This is a genomic window from Pseudomonas fluorescens (genome assembly GCF_001648775.1).
Lineage (GTDB): Bacteria > Pseudomonadota > Gammaproteobacteria > Pseudomonadales > Pseudomonadaceae > Aquipseudomonas > Aquipseudomonas fluorescens_M.
Genome location: NZ_LVEJ01000023.1, coordinates 280,037 through 295,519, shown reverse-complemented (window position 1 = coordinate 295,519; position 15,483 = coordinate 280,037). Strand labels below are relative to the sequence as shown.

14 protein-coding genes are annotated in these 15,483 nt (G+C 60.6%); 6 read left to right on the top strand and 8 right to left on the bottom strand.

What is annotated here, in order from left to right:
* Positions 1 to 99: 99 nt before the first annotated feature.
* Genes emhC through A8O26_RS21465 form a run of 3 tightly spaced genes read right to left on the bottom strand, consistent with a single transcriptional unit; the run spans position 100 to position 5,867 of the window.
* Positions 100 to 1,560, bottom strand: a complete 1,461-nt coding sequence (gene emhC / locus A8O26_RS21475) for an efflux RND transporter outer membrane subunit EmhC (protein ID WP_064119752.1) — start codon at positions 1,558 to 1,560, stop codon at positions 100 to 102.
* Positions 1,557 to 4,706 (bottom strand): efflux RND transporter permease subunit EmhB, encoded by a 3,150-nt coding sequence (gene emhB / locus A8O26_RS21470; protein WP_064119751.1) that lies wholly within the window; start codon positions 4,704 to 4,706, stop codon positions 1,557 to 1,559. Before emhB ends, emhC begins: the two co-directional genes overlap by 4 nt.
* Before the next feature lie 3 nt (positions 4,707 to 4,709).
* Positions 4,710 to 5,867: an efflux RND transporter periplasmic adaptor subunit gene (locus A8O26_RS21465; RefSeq protein ID WP_064119750.1), complete on the bottom strand. Its 1,158-nt coding sequence runs from the start codon at positions 5,865 to 5,867 to the stop codon at positions 4,710 to 4,712.
* 266 nt (positions 5,868 to 6,133) lie between these two features.
* Between A8O26_RS21465 and emhR the strand changes: the two genes are divergently transcribed.
* A complete protein-coding gene (gene emhR / locus A8O26_RS21460) occupies positions 6,134 to 6,766 on the top strand; it encodes an efflux system transcriptional repressor EmhR (protein WP_038358223.1) in 633 nt (210 codons plus the stop codon).
* Positions 6,767 to 7,147: 381 nt separating this feature from the next.
* Here emhR and A8O26_RS21455 read toward each other — a convergent pair whose 3' ends face one another.
* The 3 genes from A8O26_RS21455 to A8O26_RS21445 are packed head-to-tail and all read right to left on the bottom strand — an operon-like array spanning position 7,148 to position 9,729.
* Positions 7,148 to 8,197, bottom strand: coding sequence for an alkene reductase (locus A8O26_RS21455; protein WP_064119749.1), 1,050 nt, complete (start codon positions 8,195 to 8,197; stop codon positions 7,148 to 7,150).
* 28 nt (positions 8,198 to 8,225) lie between these two features.
* Positions 8,226 to 9,392 (bottom strand): MFS transporter, encoded by a 1,167-nt coding sequence (locus tag A8O26_RS21450; RefSeq protein ID WP_064119748.1) that lies wholly within the window; start codon positions 9,390 to 9,392, stop codon positions 8,226 to 8,228.
* A gap of 34 nt (positions 9,393 to 9,426) precedes the next feature.
* A complete protein-coding gene (locus A8O26_RS21445; protein WP_016771327.1) occupies positions 9,427 to 9,729 on the bottom strand; it encodes an ArsR/SmtB family transcription factor in 303 nt (100 codons plus the stop codon).
* Between the two features lie 170 nt (positions 9,730 to 9,899).
* On the opposite strand from A8O26_RS21445, the gene A8O26_RS21440 reads away from it, so the two are divergent.
* Entirely contained in the window at positions 9,900 to 10,478 is a 579-nt protein-coding gene (locus A8O26_RS21440; protein WP_064119747.1) for an ACP phosphodiesterase, read from the top strand.
* A 111-nt stretch (positions 10,479 to 10,589) separates the two neighbouring features.
* On the opposite strand, the gene A8O26_RS21435 is transcribed toward A8O26_RS21440, so the two are convergent.
* Together A8O26_RS21435 and olsB are read right to left on the bottom strand one after the other, a co-directional pair.
* Positions 10,590 to 11,384 (bottom strand): lysophospholipid acyltransferase family protein, encoded by a 795-nt coding sequence (locus A8O26_RS21435; RefSeq protein ID WP_064119746.1) that lies wholly within the window; start codon positions 11,382 to 11,384, stop codon positions 10,590 to 10,592.
* Positions 11,384 to 12,139: an L-ornithine N(alpha)-acyltransferase gene (olsB, locus tag A8O26_RS21430; protein WP_007916280.1), complete on the bottom strand. Its 756-nt coding sequence runs from the start codon at positions 12,137 to 12,139 to the stop codon at positions 11,384 to 11,386. Before olsB ends, A8O26_RS21435 begins: the two co-directional genes overlap by 1 nt.
* A gap of 153 nt (positions 12,140 to 12,292) precedes the next feature.
* On the opposite strand from olsB, the gene A8O26_RS21425 reads away from it, so the two are divergent.
* The 4 genes from A8O26_RS21425 (at position 12,293) to A8O26_RS21410 (ending at position 15,482) form a co-directional block, all read left to right on the top strand.
* The gene (locus A8O26_RS21425) at positions 12,293 to 13,171 is read left to right on the top strand and encodes an acyl-CoA dehydrogenase family protein (protein WP_064119745.1); all 879 of its coding nucleotides are present in this window, start codon (positions 12,293 to 12,295) and stop codon (positions 13,169 to 13,171) included.
* A gap of 167 nt (positions 13,172 to 13,338) precedes the next feature.
* Complete coding sequence (locus A8O26_RS21420; protein WP_064119744.1) at positions 13,339 to 14,412, top strand: serine hydrolase domain-containing protein; 1,074 nt, start codon at positions 13,339 to 13,341, stop codon at positions 14,410 to 14,412.
* On the top strand, positions 14,409 to 14,705 hold the full coding sequence (locus A8O26_RS21415) for a hypothetical protein (protein ID WP_064119743.1): 297 nt from the start codon (positions 14,409 to 14,411) through the stop codon (positions 14,703 to 14,705). The genes A8O26_RS21420 and A8O26_RS21415 overlap by 4 nt, the downstream gene beginning before the upstream one ends.
* Before the next feature lie 186 nt (positions 14,706 to 14,891).
* A complete protein-coding gene (locus A8O26_RS21410) occupies positions 14,892 to 15,482 on the top strand; it encodes a YceI family protein (protein ID WP_064119742.1) in 591 nt (196 codons plus the stop codon).
* The last annotated feature ends 1 nt before the right edge of the window (position 15,483 follow it).

Below are 15,483 nucleotides of genomic sequence, written 5' to 3'. Positions count from 1 at the left end.
AGCGAGCCTGCTCGCGAAAGGGCCAGCCCAGACAACACACCTTTCTAACAGGCAACAAAAAGCCCACCAAGCGGTGGGCTTCTTGTATTCAGCAGATGATCAGAACAACTTCATCTTCGGTGCTTCTTCTTTCAGCGGTTCGTTCTGCGCGGTTTGCGCATTCCAGCCACCGCCCAGGGCCTTGTACAGGTTGACCGCACTGGTCAGCTGCGCGAGGCGGTCGGTGATCAGCGCTTGTTGCGCGCTGAACAGCTGACGCTGGGCATCGAGGAAGGTCAGGTTGCTGTCGACACCGATGCGGTAACGACGTTCGGCCAGGCGGTAGTAATCCTGGTTGGCCTGAACGAAGTCACGCTGCGCTTGCAGTTGCTCGGTGTAGGTCTGGCGGGCGGCCAGGCCATCGGCGACTTCCTGGAAGGCCGTTTGAATGGACTTCTCGTAGTTCGCCACGCCAATGTCCTTCTGGATCTTGGCGGCGTCGAGGCTGGCGCGCAGGCTGCCGGCGTTGAAGATCGGCAGGTTGATCTGCGGCTGGAACAGCCACGTCCCCGAACCACCCTTGAACAGGCCGGACAGGTCCGGGCTCAGGCTGCCCGCGTTGGCGGTCAGGCTGATGCTCGGGAAGAACGCAGCACGGGCCGCGCCGATGTTGGCGTTGGCCGCTTTCAGGTTGTACTCGGCTTGCAGAATGTCCGGACGACGTTGCAGCAGGTCCGAAGGCAGACCGGCCGGGACGTCGCTGAGCAGGTCATCGGACAGCGGTTTGGCCGCTTGCAGATTGGCCGGAATACCGGTGCCGAGCAGCAGCGTCAGGCTGTTTTCGTCCTGCGCGACCTGGCGGGTATAACGCGCCAGTTGTGCACGGGCGTTTTCCACCGAAGTGCGCGACTGCGCCAGATCCAGCGCCGACGCGACACCGACTTCGTTGCTGCGGCTGGTCAGCTTGTAGCTTTCTTCGAAGGCACCGAGGGTGTCTTGGGTCAGCTTGAGCAGTTCCTTGTCCGCTTGCCAGGTCAGATAAGCGTTGGCAACGCTGGCGACCAGACTGATCTGGGTGCTGCGACGCGCTTCTTCAGTAGCGAAGTATTGTTGCAACGCTTGCTCGCTCAGGCTGCGAACGCGACCGAACAGGTCGAGTTCGTAGGCGCTGATGCCGACGGTGGCCGAGTAGGAGCTGGTGATGGTCGAATCACCGGTCTGCGAGGCACGGGCCGGAACCCGCTGACGGCTGCCGTTGGCATTGGCCGAAACCGCCGGGAACAGGTCGGCACGCTGGATGCGGTATTGAGCCGCGTAAGCGTCGATGTTCAGCGCCGCGACACGCAGGTCGCGATTGTTTTCCAGCGACACCTGGATCAGCTGTTGCAGCGCCGGGTCATGGAAAAACTGCTTCCAGCCCTGCTCGGCAGCGGCCTGCGCCGGAGCCTGGGCCGGCGAGTACGCCGGCCCTTGTGGGTATTGGCCTGCGACCGGAGCCTCAGGCTGCTGATAATCAGGTATCAGCGAGCAACCGCTCAGCACGAAGGCGGCGACTGCGATGGAGAGTAGCGACTTGCTCATTGGCCAGCCTCTTTAGGAGTTTCAGTCGTTTCATCCTCGTCAGCGATTTTACGCTGGCCCATGGACGAAACCGTAACGAAGAACAGTGGGACCCAGAAGATCGCCAGGATCGTGGCCGTGAGCATACCGCCAATCACGCCCGTACCGATCGCATGTTGACTGCCTGAACCGGCGCCAGTGGAGATCGCCAACGGTACAACACCGAGGACGAAGGCCAGCGAGGTCATGATGATCGGTCGCAGACGCATGCGGCACGCTTCGATCGCCGCATCGCGCAGGCTGCGCCCTTGTTCATGCAGTTCCTTGGCGAATTCGACGATCAGAATGGCGTTTTTAGCCGCCAGACCGATGGTCGTCAACAGACCTACCTGGAAGTACACGTCGTTGGACAGACCGCGCAGGCTGGTGGCCAGCAGCGCACCGATGATCCCCAGCGGTACCACGAGCATAACGGCGATCGGAATCGACCAGCTCTCGTACAGCGCCGCCAGACACAGGAACACCATCAGCAGCGACAGCGCGTAAAGCGCCGGCGCCTGCGAACCCGACAGACGTTCCTCATAGGACAGACCGGTCCAGGAGATACCGACACCGGCCGGCAGCTTCTTGGCAATCGCTTCGACTTCGGCCATCGCTTCACCGGTGGAGTAACCCGGCGCCGGAGAACCAAGGATCTCCATTGCTTCTACACCGTTGTAACGCGCCAGTTTCGGCGAGCCGTAGATCCACTCGCCCTTGGCGAATGCGGAGAACGGCACCATGGTCCCGGCGCTGTTGCGCACGTACCACTTCTTCAAGTCTTCAGGGCTCATGCGAGCACCGGCCTGACCTTGCACGTACACCTTCTTCACCCGACCACGGTCGATGAAGTCGTTGACGTAGCTACTACCGAAGGAGATCGACAGGGTGCTGTTGATGTCGGAAATGCTCACGCCGAGGGCGCGGGCTTTCGCATCGTCGATTTCCAGGTGGTATTGCGGCTCATCGTTCAGGCCGTTCGGACGCACCTGGTAGAGCACCTTGCTTTGCGCGGCCATGCCGAGGAACTGGTTGCGCGCTTCCATCAGCTTGTCGTGACCGATACCGGCACGGTCTTGCAGGAACACGTCGAAACCGGTGGCGTTACCCAACTCCAGTACCGCTGGCGGGGCGAAGGCAAACACCATCGCGTCGCGGAAGGTGAAGAAGTGCTGCTGCGCACGTTGTGCCAGGGCAAACACGCTGTTGCTCGCATCACGCTCGTCCCACGGCTTGAGCATGATGAACGCCAGACCCGAGCTCTGCCCACGACCGGCGAAGTTGAAGCCGTTCACGGTGAACACCGAGGCGACCGCGCCCGACTCTTTCTCCAGCAGGTAGGAACGCATTTCGTCGATCACGACTTGCGTACGTTCAGCACTGGAACCGGCCGGGGTCTGCACCTGGGCGAAGAGAACGCCCTGGTCTTCTTCCGGCAGGAACGCGGTTGGAATGCGCGTGAACAGCCAGATCATGCCAACCACGATCAGCAGGTACGCCAGCAGGTATGGAGCCTTGCGCGACAGCATGTTGCCAACGCCGCGCTCGTACTTTCTGACACCACTGTCGAAGGTCCGGTTGAACCAGCCAAAGAAACCTTTCTTCGGCGTGCCGTGCTCACCTTTCGGAATCGCTTTGAGCATGGTCGCGCAAAGGGCCGGGGTGAAGATCAGTGCGACCATCACCGACAGGGCCATGGCCGAAACGATGGTGATCGAGAACTGCTTGTAGATCACACCGGTGGAACCGCTGAAGAACGCCATCGGCAGCAATACGGCCGACAGCACCAGGGCGATACCGACCAGTGCGCCCTGGATCTGGCCCATGGATTTCTTGGTCGCTTCCTTCGGTGACAAGCCTTCTTCGCTCATCACCCGCTCGACGTTTTCCACCACGACGATGGCGTCATCCACCAGCAAGCCGATGGCCAGCACCATACCGAACATGGTCAGGGTGTTGATGCTGAAACCGAACGCGGCGAGGATGCCGAACGTCCCCAGCAATACCACCGGCACAGTCATCGTGGTGATGACGGTGGCGCGGAAGTTCTGCAGGAACAGGAACATCACCAGGAACACCAGCACGATCGCTTCGACCAGGGTTTCAACCACACCCTTGATCGATTCGGTCACCACCGGCGTGGTGTCGTACGGGAACACCACTTCCATGCCTTCCGGGAAGAACGGCTTGAGCTCGTCAATCGTCTTGCGCAGGGCTTTGGCGGTGTCGAGGGCGTTGGCGCCGTTGGCCAGTTTTACCGCAAGACCGGAAGACGGCTTGCCGTTGAACTGCGCCGAGATGGTCGAGTTCTCACCACCCAGACCGACATCGGCGACATCACCGATGTGCACTTGCGAGCCATCCTGATTGACCTTCAGCAGAATCGCCTTGAACTGCTCGGCAGTCTGCAGACGCGTCTTGCCGATGATCGTCGCGTTGAGTTGCTGGCCTGGCAGCGCCGGCAAACCACCGAGCTGACCGGAAGACACCTGGACGTTCTGCGCGGTGATCGCCGAGCTGACATCCGCCGGGGTCAGGTTGTACTTGTTCAACTTGGCCGGGTCGAGCCAGATGCGCATCGCGTACTGGGCACCGAAGACCTGGAAGTCACCGACACCGGCGGTGCGCGAGATCGGGTCCTGCATGTTCGACACGATGTAGTTGGACAGATCGTCCTTGGTCATGCTGCCGTCACGCGATACCACGCCGATCACCAGGAGGAAGTTTTTCACTGCCTTGGTGACACGGATACCTTGTTGCTGCACTTCCTGCGGCAACAGCGGGGTGGCGAGGTTCAGCTTGTTCTGAACCTGCACCTGCGCGGTGTCGGAGTTGGTGCCTTGCTCGAAGGTCGCGGTGATGGTCATGCTGCCGTCGGAGTTACTTTCCGAGGACACATAACGCAGGTTGTCGATACCGTTGAGCTGCTGCTCGATCACCTGGACCACGGTGTCCTGCACGGTTTGCGCCGAGGCGCCCGGGTAGGTCACGGAGATCGCAATGGCCGGTGGCGCAATGCTCGGGTATTGGTTGATCGGCAATTTCAGGATCGAAAGTGCCCCGACCAACATGATCACCAGGGCAATTACCCAGGCGAAAATCGGACGGTCGATGAAGAATTTTGACATGAGTTACTCCCCTTTGCCGCCGTAGGCTTTATCAGCTGCCTGAGCGGGTGCCGGGTTCTTTTTCGCGACATTGGTGGCTTCGGTCGGGTTCACCTGAACACCTGGGCGCACGTATTGCAGGCCTTCGGTAATCAGACGATCGCCGGCCTTCAGGCCATCTTCGATCAACCACTGGCTGCCGACCGTGCGGCTGGCCTTGAGCTGACGCAGTTCGACCTTGTTATCGGCGCCAACGACCAGCGCGGTCGGGGTGCCTTTGAGGTCACGGGTCACGCCTTGCTGCGGTGCCAGAATGGCGGCAGCGTTGACCCCGGCCTGCAACTGGGCGCGGACGAACATGCCCGGCAACAGGGTGTGATCCGGGTTCGGGAACACTGCGCGCAGGGTCACCGAACCGGTAGTCGGGTCGACCGTGACTTCGGAGAATTCCAGCTTACCGTCGAGCTTGTACTGGCTGCCGTCTTCCAGGGTCAGTTTGACCGCGGCGGCGTTGTCGCCGGATTTTTGCAGGCGGCCGCTTTCCAGCTCGCGGCGCAGTTCCAGCAGTTCAACCGAAGACTGGGTAACGTCAACGTAGATCGGGTCCAGTTGCTGGATCGTCGCCATCGCGTCGGCCTGGCCATTGCTGACCAGTGCGCCTTCGGTGACCGAAGAGCGGCCAATGCGACCGGAGATCGGCGCGTAAACCTTGGTGTAACGCACGTTGATCTGCGCGCTCTGCAAGGACGCTTCCGATTCCATGCGGTTGGACACGGCCGTGTCGTATTCCTGACGGCTGACGGCCTGCTCATCGACCAATTGCTTGTAGCGATCGGAGATCGACTTGGTCGAACGCAGATTGGCTTCGGCGCTTTTCAGGGTCGCTTCATAGACCGACGGATCGATCTGATACAGCTGCTGGCCGGCTTTGACATCGCCGCCTTCCTTGAACAGACGCTTGAGAATGATGCCGTTGACCTGCGGTCGAACTTCCGCGATGCGGTACGCACTGGTGCGGCCCGGCAGTTCGGAGGTGAGGGTAAACGCTTGTGGTTGCAGGGTGACGACGCCGACCTGAGGCGGTGGAGCGGCCGGTGCCGCTTCTTCCTTTTTACATCCGCTGAGCAGCGATGCCAGGGCGACGGCAGTGACCAGAGCGGTAACAGCTGGCTTGAATTGCATGAAGATCCTCGGGTCAGGCGCGCGAAAAGCGCACAAGAAGTGTGGAAGGGTAAAAAAAGGGTACCGGGTGGATAAGTAGCTTGCTAAGGAATATACTTACGTTCATGGTTGTTTGTAAACACCTTGGCGTCGTACCCACCCTGTTACAAAACTCGTCGCAAGGTTTGAAATTGTAGGCCGGGGAGCCGATTCATGAGAGATCGCCCCCACTTTATTCAGCGGATATTCAGCCATCCCTGAAACATCCTGTTTGAGGTTTTACTGCCATGGTCCGTCGTACCAAAGAGGAAGCTCAAGAAACCCGTAGCCAGATTCTGGAAGCGGCGGAGAAAGCCTTTTATGAAAGGGGCGTTGCGCGTACGACCTTGGCCGACATTGCGACAATGGCCGGCGTCACCCGCGGCGCCATCTATTGGCATTTCAGCAACAAGGCCGATTTGGTGCAGGCCATGCTCGACAGCTTGCACGAGCCGCTGGATGAGTTGGCCAAGGCCAGCGAGAGCGAAGACGAACTTGATCCGCTGGGCTGCATGCGCAAATTGCTGATTCATTTGTTTCATCAAGTTGCGCTGGACCCGAAAACCCGGCGTATCAACGAAATTCTGTTTCATAAGTGCGAGTTCACCGATGAAATGTGCGATTTGCGCCAGCAGCGCCGGGTGGCCAGTCTCGAATGCAATGAGCGCATCGGGCTGACCCTGCGTAATGCGGTGAATCGCGGCCAGTTGCCGGAAGATCTCGACACTGCCCGCGCGGCCATCAGCATTCACGCTTACATCGATGGCCTGCTGTATGGATGGCTTCTGGCGCCGGACAGCTTTGAGCTGCATGCCGAGGCCGAGCGTTGGGTCGATACAGGGTTGGATATGCTGCGCTTGAGCCCCAGCCTGCGCAAATGAAACAAAATGCGTAATTGGCACAGGTTATGTCAATCGGCCTGCACTGATCCATACGTTCGCGGCGGGGAGTTTAAACGTAGCGAGCTACGCATTTTGTAGGGAATTTGTGTCTTCTGTGTGAATGAGTGTGAGCCGCTTGCCCTCACCCTAACCGTCTCCCAGAGGTAGAGGGGGCTGACCGGGGTGTTCTTGCGAGATACACCGACCTGAAAAATCCAGCCGACCTCAGGTTTCGAACATCCCCCGATCGGCTCCCTCTCCCCTGGGAGAGGGCTGGGGTGAGGGGCTACGTATTTAGCCGCACAATCACTCTCCCGCCGAACACAAAAAAGCCCCCAACTCTCACAAGTCGGGGGCTTTCGCGTTTCTGCGTGTTGCCTATTACAGCGTCGGATAGTCGATATAACCCACCGGGCCCTTGGCATAGAACAGCTCTGGACGCGCATCATTCAACGGCGCATCCGCCTGCAAACGCGCCGGCAGATCCGGGTTGGCAATGAACGGCACGCCGAACGCCACAGCGTCAGCCTTGCCGCTGGCCAGCCACTCGTTGGCGCTGGCCTTGGTGAAGCGTTCGTTGGCGATGTACGGGCCACCAAAAGCTTCTTTCAGTTGCGGGCCGAGGCTGTCGGCGCCTTCTTTCTCACGGGAGCAGATGAACGCGATGCCGCGTTTGCCCAGTTCACGTGCGACGTAGGTGAAGGTTTCCGCCAGGTTGTCATCACCCATGTCGTGGGAGTCGGCGCGCGGTGCCAGGTGCACACCGACACGGCCAGCGCCCCAGACTTCGATCGCGGCGTCCGTCACTTCCAGCAGCAGGCGCGCACGGTTTTCCAGCGAGCCGCCGTAGTTGTCGGTGCGCTGGTTGGTGCTGCTTTGCAGGAACTGGTCGAGCAGGTAACCGTTGGCGCCGTGGATTTCCACGCCGTCGAAACCGGCGGCCTTGGCGTTTTCGGCACCGGTGCGGTAGGCGTCGACGATGTCGGCGATTTCAGCGCTTTCCAGTGCACGTGGGGTTGGGTAGTCGGCCAGTGGGCGCACCAGGCTGACGTGGCCTTTCGGCTGGATCGCGCTCGGTGCCACCGGCGCTTCACCGTTCAGATACGACGAATGAGAAACCCGGCCGACGTGCCACAGTTGCAGGAAGATCTTGCCGCCGGCAGCGTGAATCGCTTTGGTCACGTTGGCCCAGCCGCGCACTTGGTCGTTGGACCAGATGCCCGGGGTGTCCGGGTAGCCGACACCCATTGGCGTTACCGAAGTGGCTTCGCTGAGGATCAGGCCGGCGGAAGCGCGCTGTACGTAGTATTCAGCCATCAGCGCGTTCGGTACGCGGCCTTCGTCGGCGCGGCAGCGGGTCAGCGGGGCCATGATGATGCGGTTAGCCAGTTCGACGTCGCCGAGTTTGATCGGATCAAAAATAGTTGCCATGTCTACAACCCTCGTAAGTGAAAGTTAATCAGTGAGTAGCGGGGGCCAGATCGGCATTGCCGTTCTGACGGAAAGTAATCAGGGTCACCAGCAGGGCGAGCACGGCCAGCGCGGCAGCGGCGAGCGGCACGCTGGTCAGGCCGTAGCCGTGGGCGATGACGCTGCCGCCGACCCAGGCGCCGAGGGCGTTACCGACGTTGAACGCGCCGATGTTCAGGGTCGAAACCAGGTTCGGTGCGGCTTTGCCGAAGGTCACCACATTGACTTGCAGCGCCGGCACGGCGGCGAAACATGCGGTGGCCCAGAGGAACAGGGTGATTTCGGTGGGGATCAGCGCGACGCTGGTCCAGGTCAGCACGGTGGAGACCACGGCCATGGCGATGAACACGCCGATCAGCGTGGCGGCCATGCCTTTGTCGGCGAGTTTGCCGCCGATGATGTTGCCGACCGTCAGGCCCAGGCCGATCAGCATCAGCGTCCAGGTCACGCCACGCGGCGACACGCCGGTGACTTCGCCGAGCAGCGGAGCGACGTAGGTGAACAGGGTGAAGACGGAGGCAGCGAACAACGCGGTCATGCTCAGCGACAGCCAGATCCCGGCACCTTTGAGGGCGGCGAGTTCGGCGCGCATGTCGAGTTTTTCTTCGTCACGTTTGGCTGGCAGGAAACGGATCAGGCCGATCAGTGCAATCACGCCGATGACGGTGACGGCCCAGAAGGTCGAACGCCAACCGTACTGTTGACCCAACGCAGTGCCCAGCGGCACGCCAAGGACGTTGGCCAACGTCAGACCGGTGAACATCAACGCCACCGCCGAAGCACGTTTGTTGGCCGGCACCAGATTGGCCGCCACCACCGAACCGATACCAAAGAACGCACCGTGGCACAGCGCGGTGATCACACGGGCAAACATCAGCACGTTGTAATCACTGGCAATCGCACACAGCAGGTTGCCGACAATAAAGATGCCCATCAACGCCACCAGTGCGGCTTTACGTGGCAGTTTGGCGGTGGCCATGGCCATGAACGGCGCACCGATGGCCACGCCCAAGGCGTAACCGGTCACCAGCCAGCCGGCGCCGGGAATCGACACACCGAGGTCGGCCGCCACATCGGGCAGCAGGCCCATGATGACGAATTCGGTGGTGCCGATGGCGAAGGCGCTCAAGGCGAGGATGAGTAGCGAGAGGGGCATGCAGGTTTCCTTGTCGGCTGGCTGACGTTAAGGGTCAGAGCTCTTTACTGAGGGTGCTGAGGAACGCCTGGATCACGTCCTCGTTACGTTTGAAAAAGTGCCATTGACCGGCCTTCTGGCTGCTGATCAGACCGGCGCGCTGCAACGTTGCGAGGTGTGCCGAAACGGTCGACTGCGACAAGCCGCAGCGTTGATCGATCTGCCCGGCGCAGATGCCGTACTCGTGGTTGTGCAACTGTTCCGGGAATTCGCCTTTCGGGTCTTTCAGCCAGTTGAGGATGTCTCGTCGTACTGGGTGCGCCAGGGCTTTTATTATTTCGTCGAGGTCGAGGTTCATGGCAGGGTGCTCATCATGTGTACAACGCTATATCGCGATTTGGCGAAATATAAATCGTTAGATCGCGATACACCAATATGATTTTGATCTGACGTCAGCATAAATTGGTATATCGCGTTATAACGATACATGGGTGTATGGCTTATGGGCCGCAGTGCTAAGCTGCGCCCATGAACTATCTCGCACATTTACACCTCGGTGGCCAGCGCCCTGGGCAACTGCTCGGCAGTCTGTATGGCGATTTCGTCAAAGGCCGGCTGCAAGGGCAATTTGCCCCGGAGATTGAGGCGGCCATTCAGCTGCATCGCCGGATTGACGTGTTCACCGATCGCCATCCGCTGGTGGACGTCGCACTGGGACGGTTTTCCGATACGCGCCGGCGTTATGCCGGGATCGTGCTCGATGTGTTTTTCGATCATTGCCTGGCGCGGGACTGGCGGTTGTATGCCGATCAGCCGCTGGAGGTTTTCACCGCTGACGTTTATCGGGTGCTGACTCAAGAACGGCAACTGCCCGAGCGGCTGGCGAAGATCGCCCCGCACATGGTCGCCAATGACTGGTTGGGTTCGTATCAGGAGTTTGAGGTGCTGGAGCAGGTGTTGCGCGGGATCTCGCGGCGACTGACCCGGCCGGAAGAACTGGCGGGGGCGATGCAGGAATTGCGGCGGCTGTACGAGCCGTTGAGCGAAGACTTCCGCCTGTTCTACCCCCAACTCCAGGACTTCGCCCAAAACCCGTCAATGACATAAAACCAATGTGGGAGCGAGCTTGCTCGCGAAGGCGTCGTGTCAGCCAACATCAACTTTGAATGACATACCGCTTTCGCGAGCAAGCTCGCTCCCACAGGGGGAAGTGTGTTTTCAGGCGGCAATCAGTTCGCCGGTGCGACGTGGATCGGCCGGTTTCGCCACCTCACCAAACAACGCTTTCTGCACCGCCTGCTGCGCCTCGAATGCCAACGCCGCACGCTCACGACCCTGACAGGCCATCGGCTTGAGAATGTGCACTTCAACATCACCGCAATCGTTGCTGAACAAACGCATCAGATGTGAGAGCAAATCATCGTCACCAATGAACGGCGCCAGCGCATCGATTTTGCCGCCACGCAGATAACGGATCGCGACCGGTTGCAGCATCACCTCGGAATCAATCGCCGCCGACAACAAGCGACCATGAAAGGTACGCAGCGAGCGGCCGTCGGTGGTGGTGCCTTCCGGGAACATCAGTAATGCATGCTCGGTTTGCAGGTGACGGGTCATCTGCTTGCGGATCAACTGGCTATCGCCCGAACCGCGACGAATGAACAGGCTGCCGGCCTTCGCCGCCAGCCAACCGGCGACTGGCCAGGTGCGCACTTCGGCCTTGGACAGAAATGACAGCGGCGTGAGCATCCCCAGCAATGGAATGTCGGTCCACGACACATGATTGCTGACCCACAGCATCGGCTGTTTCGGCAGCTCACCGTGCACGGTCACGCGAAAGGGCAGGGCGTTGCTCAGGCGAGCCATGAAAAAGCGCGACCAGCGCTGACGCCGCTCCATCGAATGCGCCAGGCCAATCCGTTCAAATACGCCGAAGACGCTGGCCATGGTCAACCCCAGCGACACCACCAGCAGCACCCGCGCGATCCGCGCGTACACGCGCAACCGGCTCATCACACGGCCGCCTTGAAGTGCTTGGCGTAGCGTGGGCAGAGTTCGTCGCGCTTGAGCAGGATGAACACGTCGGCGACCTGGAAATCTTCGTCCCAGCACGGCTCGCCGCAGATCTTCGCGCCCAGACGCATGTAAGCCTTGAGCAATGGCGGCATTTCGGCGATCACGTTCGAGGGAATATCCAGCGTCGGCAGCGGATTTTTCGGCTCGGCGCGCAGGTGCTCGGTGCACAGATACCGTTCGCGCAGACGCTGCATGATCGCGTGGGCCTGAATGCCGCCGTCCTGCATCGGGATGCTCGCGCAACCCATCAAATAACTGTAGCCGCCCTGATTCAGCACTTCGGCCAACTCGCCCCACAACACCGCGATGGTGCCGCCGTTGCGGTACGCCGGGTCGACGCAGGTGCGGCCGATTTCGAGGATCGGGCCTTGCAGATGCGCGAGGCCGTGCAGGCTGAACTCTTCTTCACTGTAGAACTTGCCCAGGCTGCTGGCGGCGGTGTGATCGAGCAAACGCGTGGTCGCGACCAAACGGCCGGTGTTCAGATCACGCACGCCGATGTGGCTGCAGTGAACATCATAATCATCCATGTCCAGACCCAGTTCCGCGCCTTTCAGTTTGGCGTTGAACTCGCCGCTGAAGACGTTGAAGCGCAAGGCCTGGGCTTGCTGCAGAGCCTCGGCGCCGATCAGGCGTTCGGCTTGCAGGCGGCGTTCATTGCCGGTGTCGCTGATGCGGGCGATCTGAGTCATGTGAATCTCCGTACGGGCCTTTAACCCGTCGTGGGTTGCAGCCGATCGACTTTCTTTATGCAGCCGTGTTGTGCAAAGTCAGGCTATGTAGCCCCGGTGTCATCGCCATGAACCTTTGGTGATGCTTATATGACAGCCCACAAGGAGCCTCTTATGCCCTGGCCAGATCTGCTGCACCGCCGTGAACGATTGCCCGCCGTTGCTGACCTGGCGGAGGGTTTTGCGACGTTGTTGCATCAGTTGGGCAACGTCACACCGTTCGAATTGGCGGTCGCGGGCGGGCGGCGGATGGCGACGCCGGGGCTGGCGTTTCTGGTCGGTTATCAAGCGGCTTTGCGCATGTTGTGGCCGAGTGCACCGCTGAGCCTCGGTGCCTTGTGTGCGACCGAACAGCGCAGCCTGCGTCCGGCGGACATGCACACAAGGCTGAGTGATTTGCGCCTGAACGGACGCAAGGATTTCGTCACCGCTGGCGATGCGGCGGACTGGCTGTTGATCGCCGCGCGCAGTGAAGCACCCGGTGAAACACCGCGCCTGAGTCTGGCCGTGGTCTATCCGGGCGAGCCCGGCGTGACCGTGGAAAAACTGCCGGCGCTGCCGTTGATGCCGGACATCAGTCATGGTCGGCTGCAGCTTGACGGCGCGTTGTGCGAGTTGCTCGCCGGCGATGGTTGGGATGCCTACGTCAAACCGTTTCGCACGCTGGAAGATGTCTATGTGCTGAGCGCGATGACTGCGTGGCTGTATGGCGTCGGGCAAGACAGCGACTGGCCGCAAGCGCTGCAATTGCGCTTGCTGGCGCTGTTGGCCGGGGGTGCCGAGGCGAGCCGGCAACCGCCGAACAATCCCGCCGGGCATGTGTTGCTGGGTGGGCTGTTTGCGCAGTTTGCGGCGCTGGAGGGGGAGGTGAGTCAGGCGTTGCGCGACGGTAATCCGGAGTGGGCGGCGATGTGGCAGCGCGATCAGGGGGTGATGCAATTGGCGGCGGGGGCTCGGGCCAAGCGCTTGGCCAAGGCTTTGGCGGTGAATTGATCGGCCCCTTCGCGAGCAAGCTCGCTCCCACAGTTTGATGGCATTCCAACTGAAGGAACTCGGTCAACTGTGGGAGTGAGCCTGCTCGCGAAGGCGGCCTCAACAACACCACACATCTGTCATCAACCCCGACTAGTCTCAGCAGGTTTCTTCCCAGAGCCCTCACCATGTGCAAAGGTCTGTTGCTGTTTCTGCTGCTGATCTGCTTCACCGTTCAGGCCGAACAATGGCCCGGCGAGCAGTGGCCAATCGGCACGACGATCACTGATACCGGGGCGCTGGAAAATTACGCCTTCCCGCCCCGCGATGACGCCACCCGCCAAGGCATCCGCACCGACGCCTTGTTGATCATCCGCGACGGCCAGATCATCTACGAACGCTACGCCGGCGCGACCACCGAACAAACCCCGCACCTGACCTGGTCGATCAGCAAAAGCCTGATGGCCACCGTCCTCGGTGTGGCGTATGGCGAAGGCCTGTTCCAACTCGAAGATCCCGCCGCAAAGTTCTACCCGCCACTGACCAAACACCCAGCGATAAAAATCGCCGATCTGCTGCACTGGGCCTCCGGCATCGACTGGCAGGAAGACTACGAATACGCGCCGTTGAAATCCTCGGTGGTGGCAATGCTCTATACCCGGGGTCACAAGGACATGGCGGCGTTCACCGCCGATCACGACGCCTACGCCGCACCGGGTCAGGCGTTCCGTTATTCCAGCGGCGACAGCAATCTGTTGGCGGCAGCGTTGAAAACCATCGTCGGCCCGCAGCGCTATCCGGACTATCCATGGATGGCGCTGTTCGAACCGTTGGGCATTCGCCACGCGGTGTGGGAACGCGACGCCACCGGCACGTTTGTCGCGTCCTCCTATGCCTACCTCACCGCGCGGGATCTGGCGCGTGTGGGTCTGCTGATGGCCCGCGATGGGCGCTGGAATGACCGGCAGTTACTGCCCGGGGATTGGCTCGCGTTCAACCTCAAACCTTTCGCCGGCTATCACGCTCATCAGGACGAAGCGGTGCCCGGCGGCCAATGGTGGCTCAATTTCCCGGTCGATGGCGCCGCCTCGCCGTGGCCCGACGCTCCGCCCGATACCTTCGCCGCCCTCGGCCATTGGGGCCAGGCGCTGTATGTGATGCCCAGCGAGAAACTGGTGATTGTGCGCTATGGCGATGATCGCGACAGCAGCTATCGGCACAACGAATTGCTCAAACGCGTGCTGAAGGCGGTGCAGCCATGAAGCGCTTTTTGCTGTTGCTGCTGGTCGTGCTGCTCGGCTGGGGTTTTTATGAGCGGGAAAATCTATGGGCTTTCCCCGACATCATCAGCGCCTACACCGCCAAGGAATATTGTTCCTGCCGGTACGTGATGAACAACGATGCGCAATACTGCCGTGGCTATGTAAAACAATGGCTGCCCACCAGCACCTTCACCGATGACCCTGCCAGCAAAACCATCACCGTCAGCGGCATGGGCCGCAGCAACAGCGCGCAGTGGCAAAACGAACGCCAAGGCTGCCGCCTCAATCCCTGAAACACCCGATTGTCTTTTTTTGTGGGAGCGAGCCTGCTCGCGAATGCAATAGTAGGTGCACCTTCTCTGTTGCGGCAGATGACGTCTTCGCGAGCAGGCTCGCTCCCACCGGGCGTGATCTTCAGTTTGCAATAACTGTGTGGGCGGTTAAGGTTCGTGCAGGTTTATCGGCCCCACGAGTGTTCAATGTTCAACCGCCCCCTTTGTGCAACGCTGTCCAGCCTGCTGCTCGCCGCCATCGCGCTGCCGGCGCAGGCCAATTGGTATCTGGACGGCGAGTCGTCGCGGCTGTCGTTCGTCAGCACGAAAAACGCCCATGTTTCTGAAGTGCAGCGCTTTCTGGTGCTGCACGGCAAGGTCGATCCCAACGGTCGCGCCGAAGTCGAGGTCGAGCTGGACTCGATCAACAGCGGCATCCCGCTGCGCGATGAGCGCATGCGCAAGGAGTTGTTCCAGATTGAGCAATTCCCCGAAGCGACCATCACCACCCAGATCGACCTGCGCCCGATCAACGATCTGGCCCCCGGTGCGCAGCTGGAATTGCGTTTGCCGCTGACCGTCAACCTGCACGGTAAACAACACGAATACCCAGCGGAGCTGCTGGCAACGCGGCTCGATGATCGACGCTTTCAAGTGGTCACCCTGGAACCGCTGGTGATCAACGCCGAGGATTTCGACCTCGTGCCGGGGCTGGACAGCCTGCGCAAACTCGCCGATCTGTCGGCCATCAGTCTGTCGGTGCCGGTGGGTGCGGTGCTGATTTTTACGGCGCGCTGAC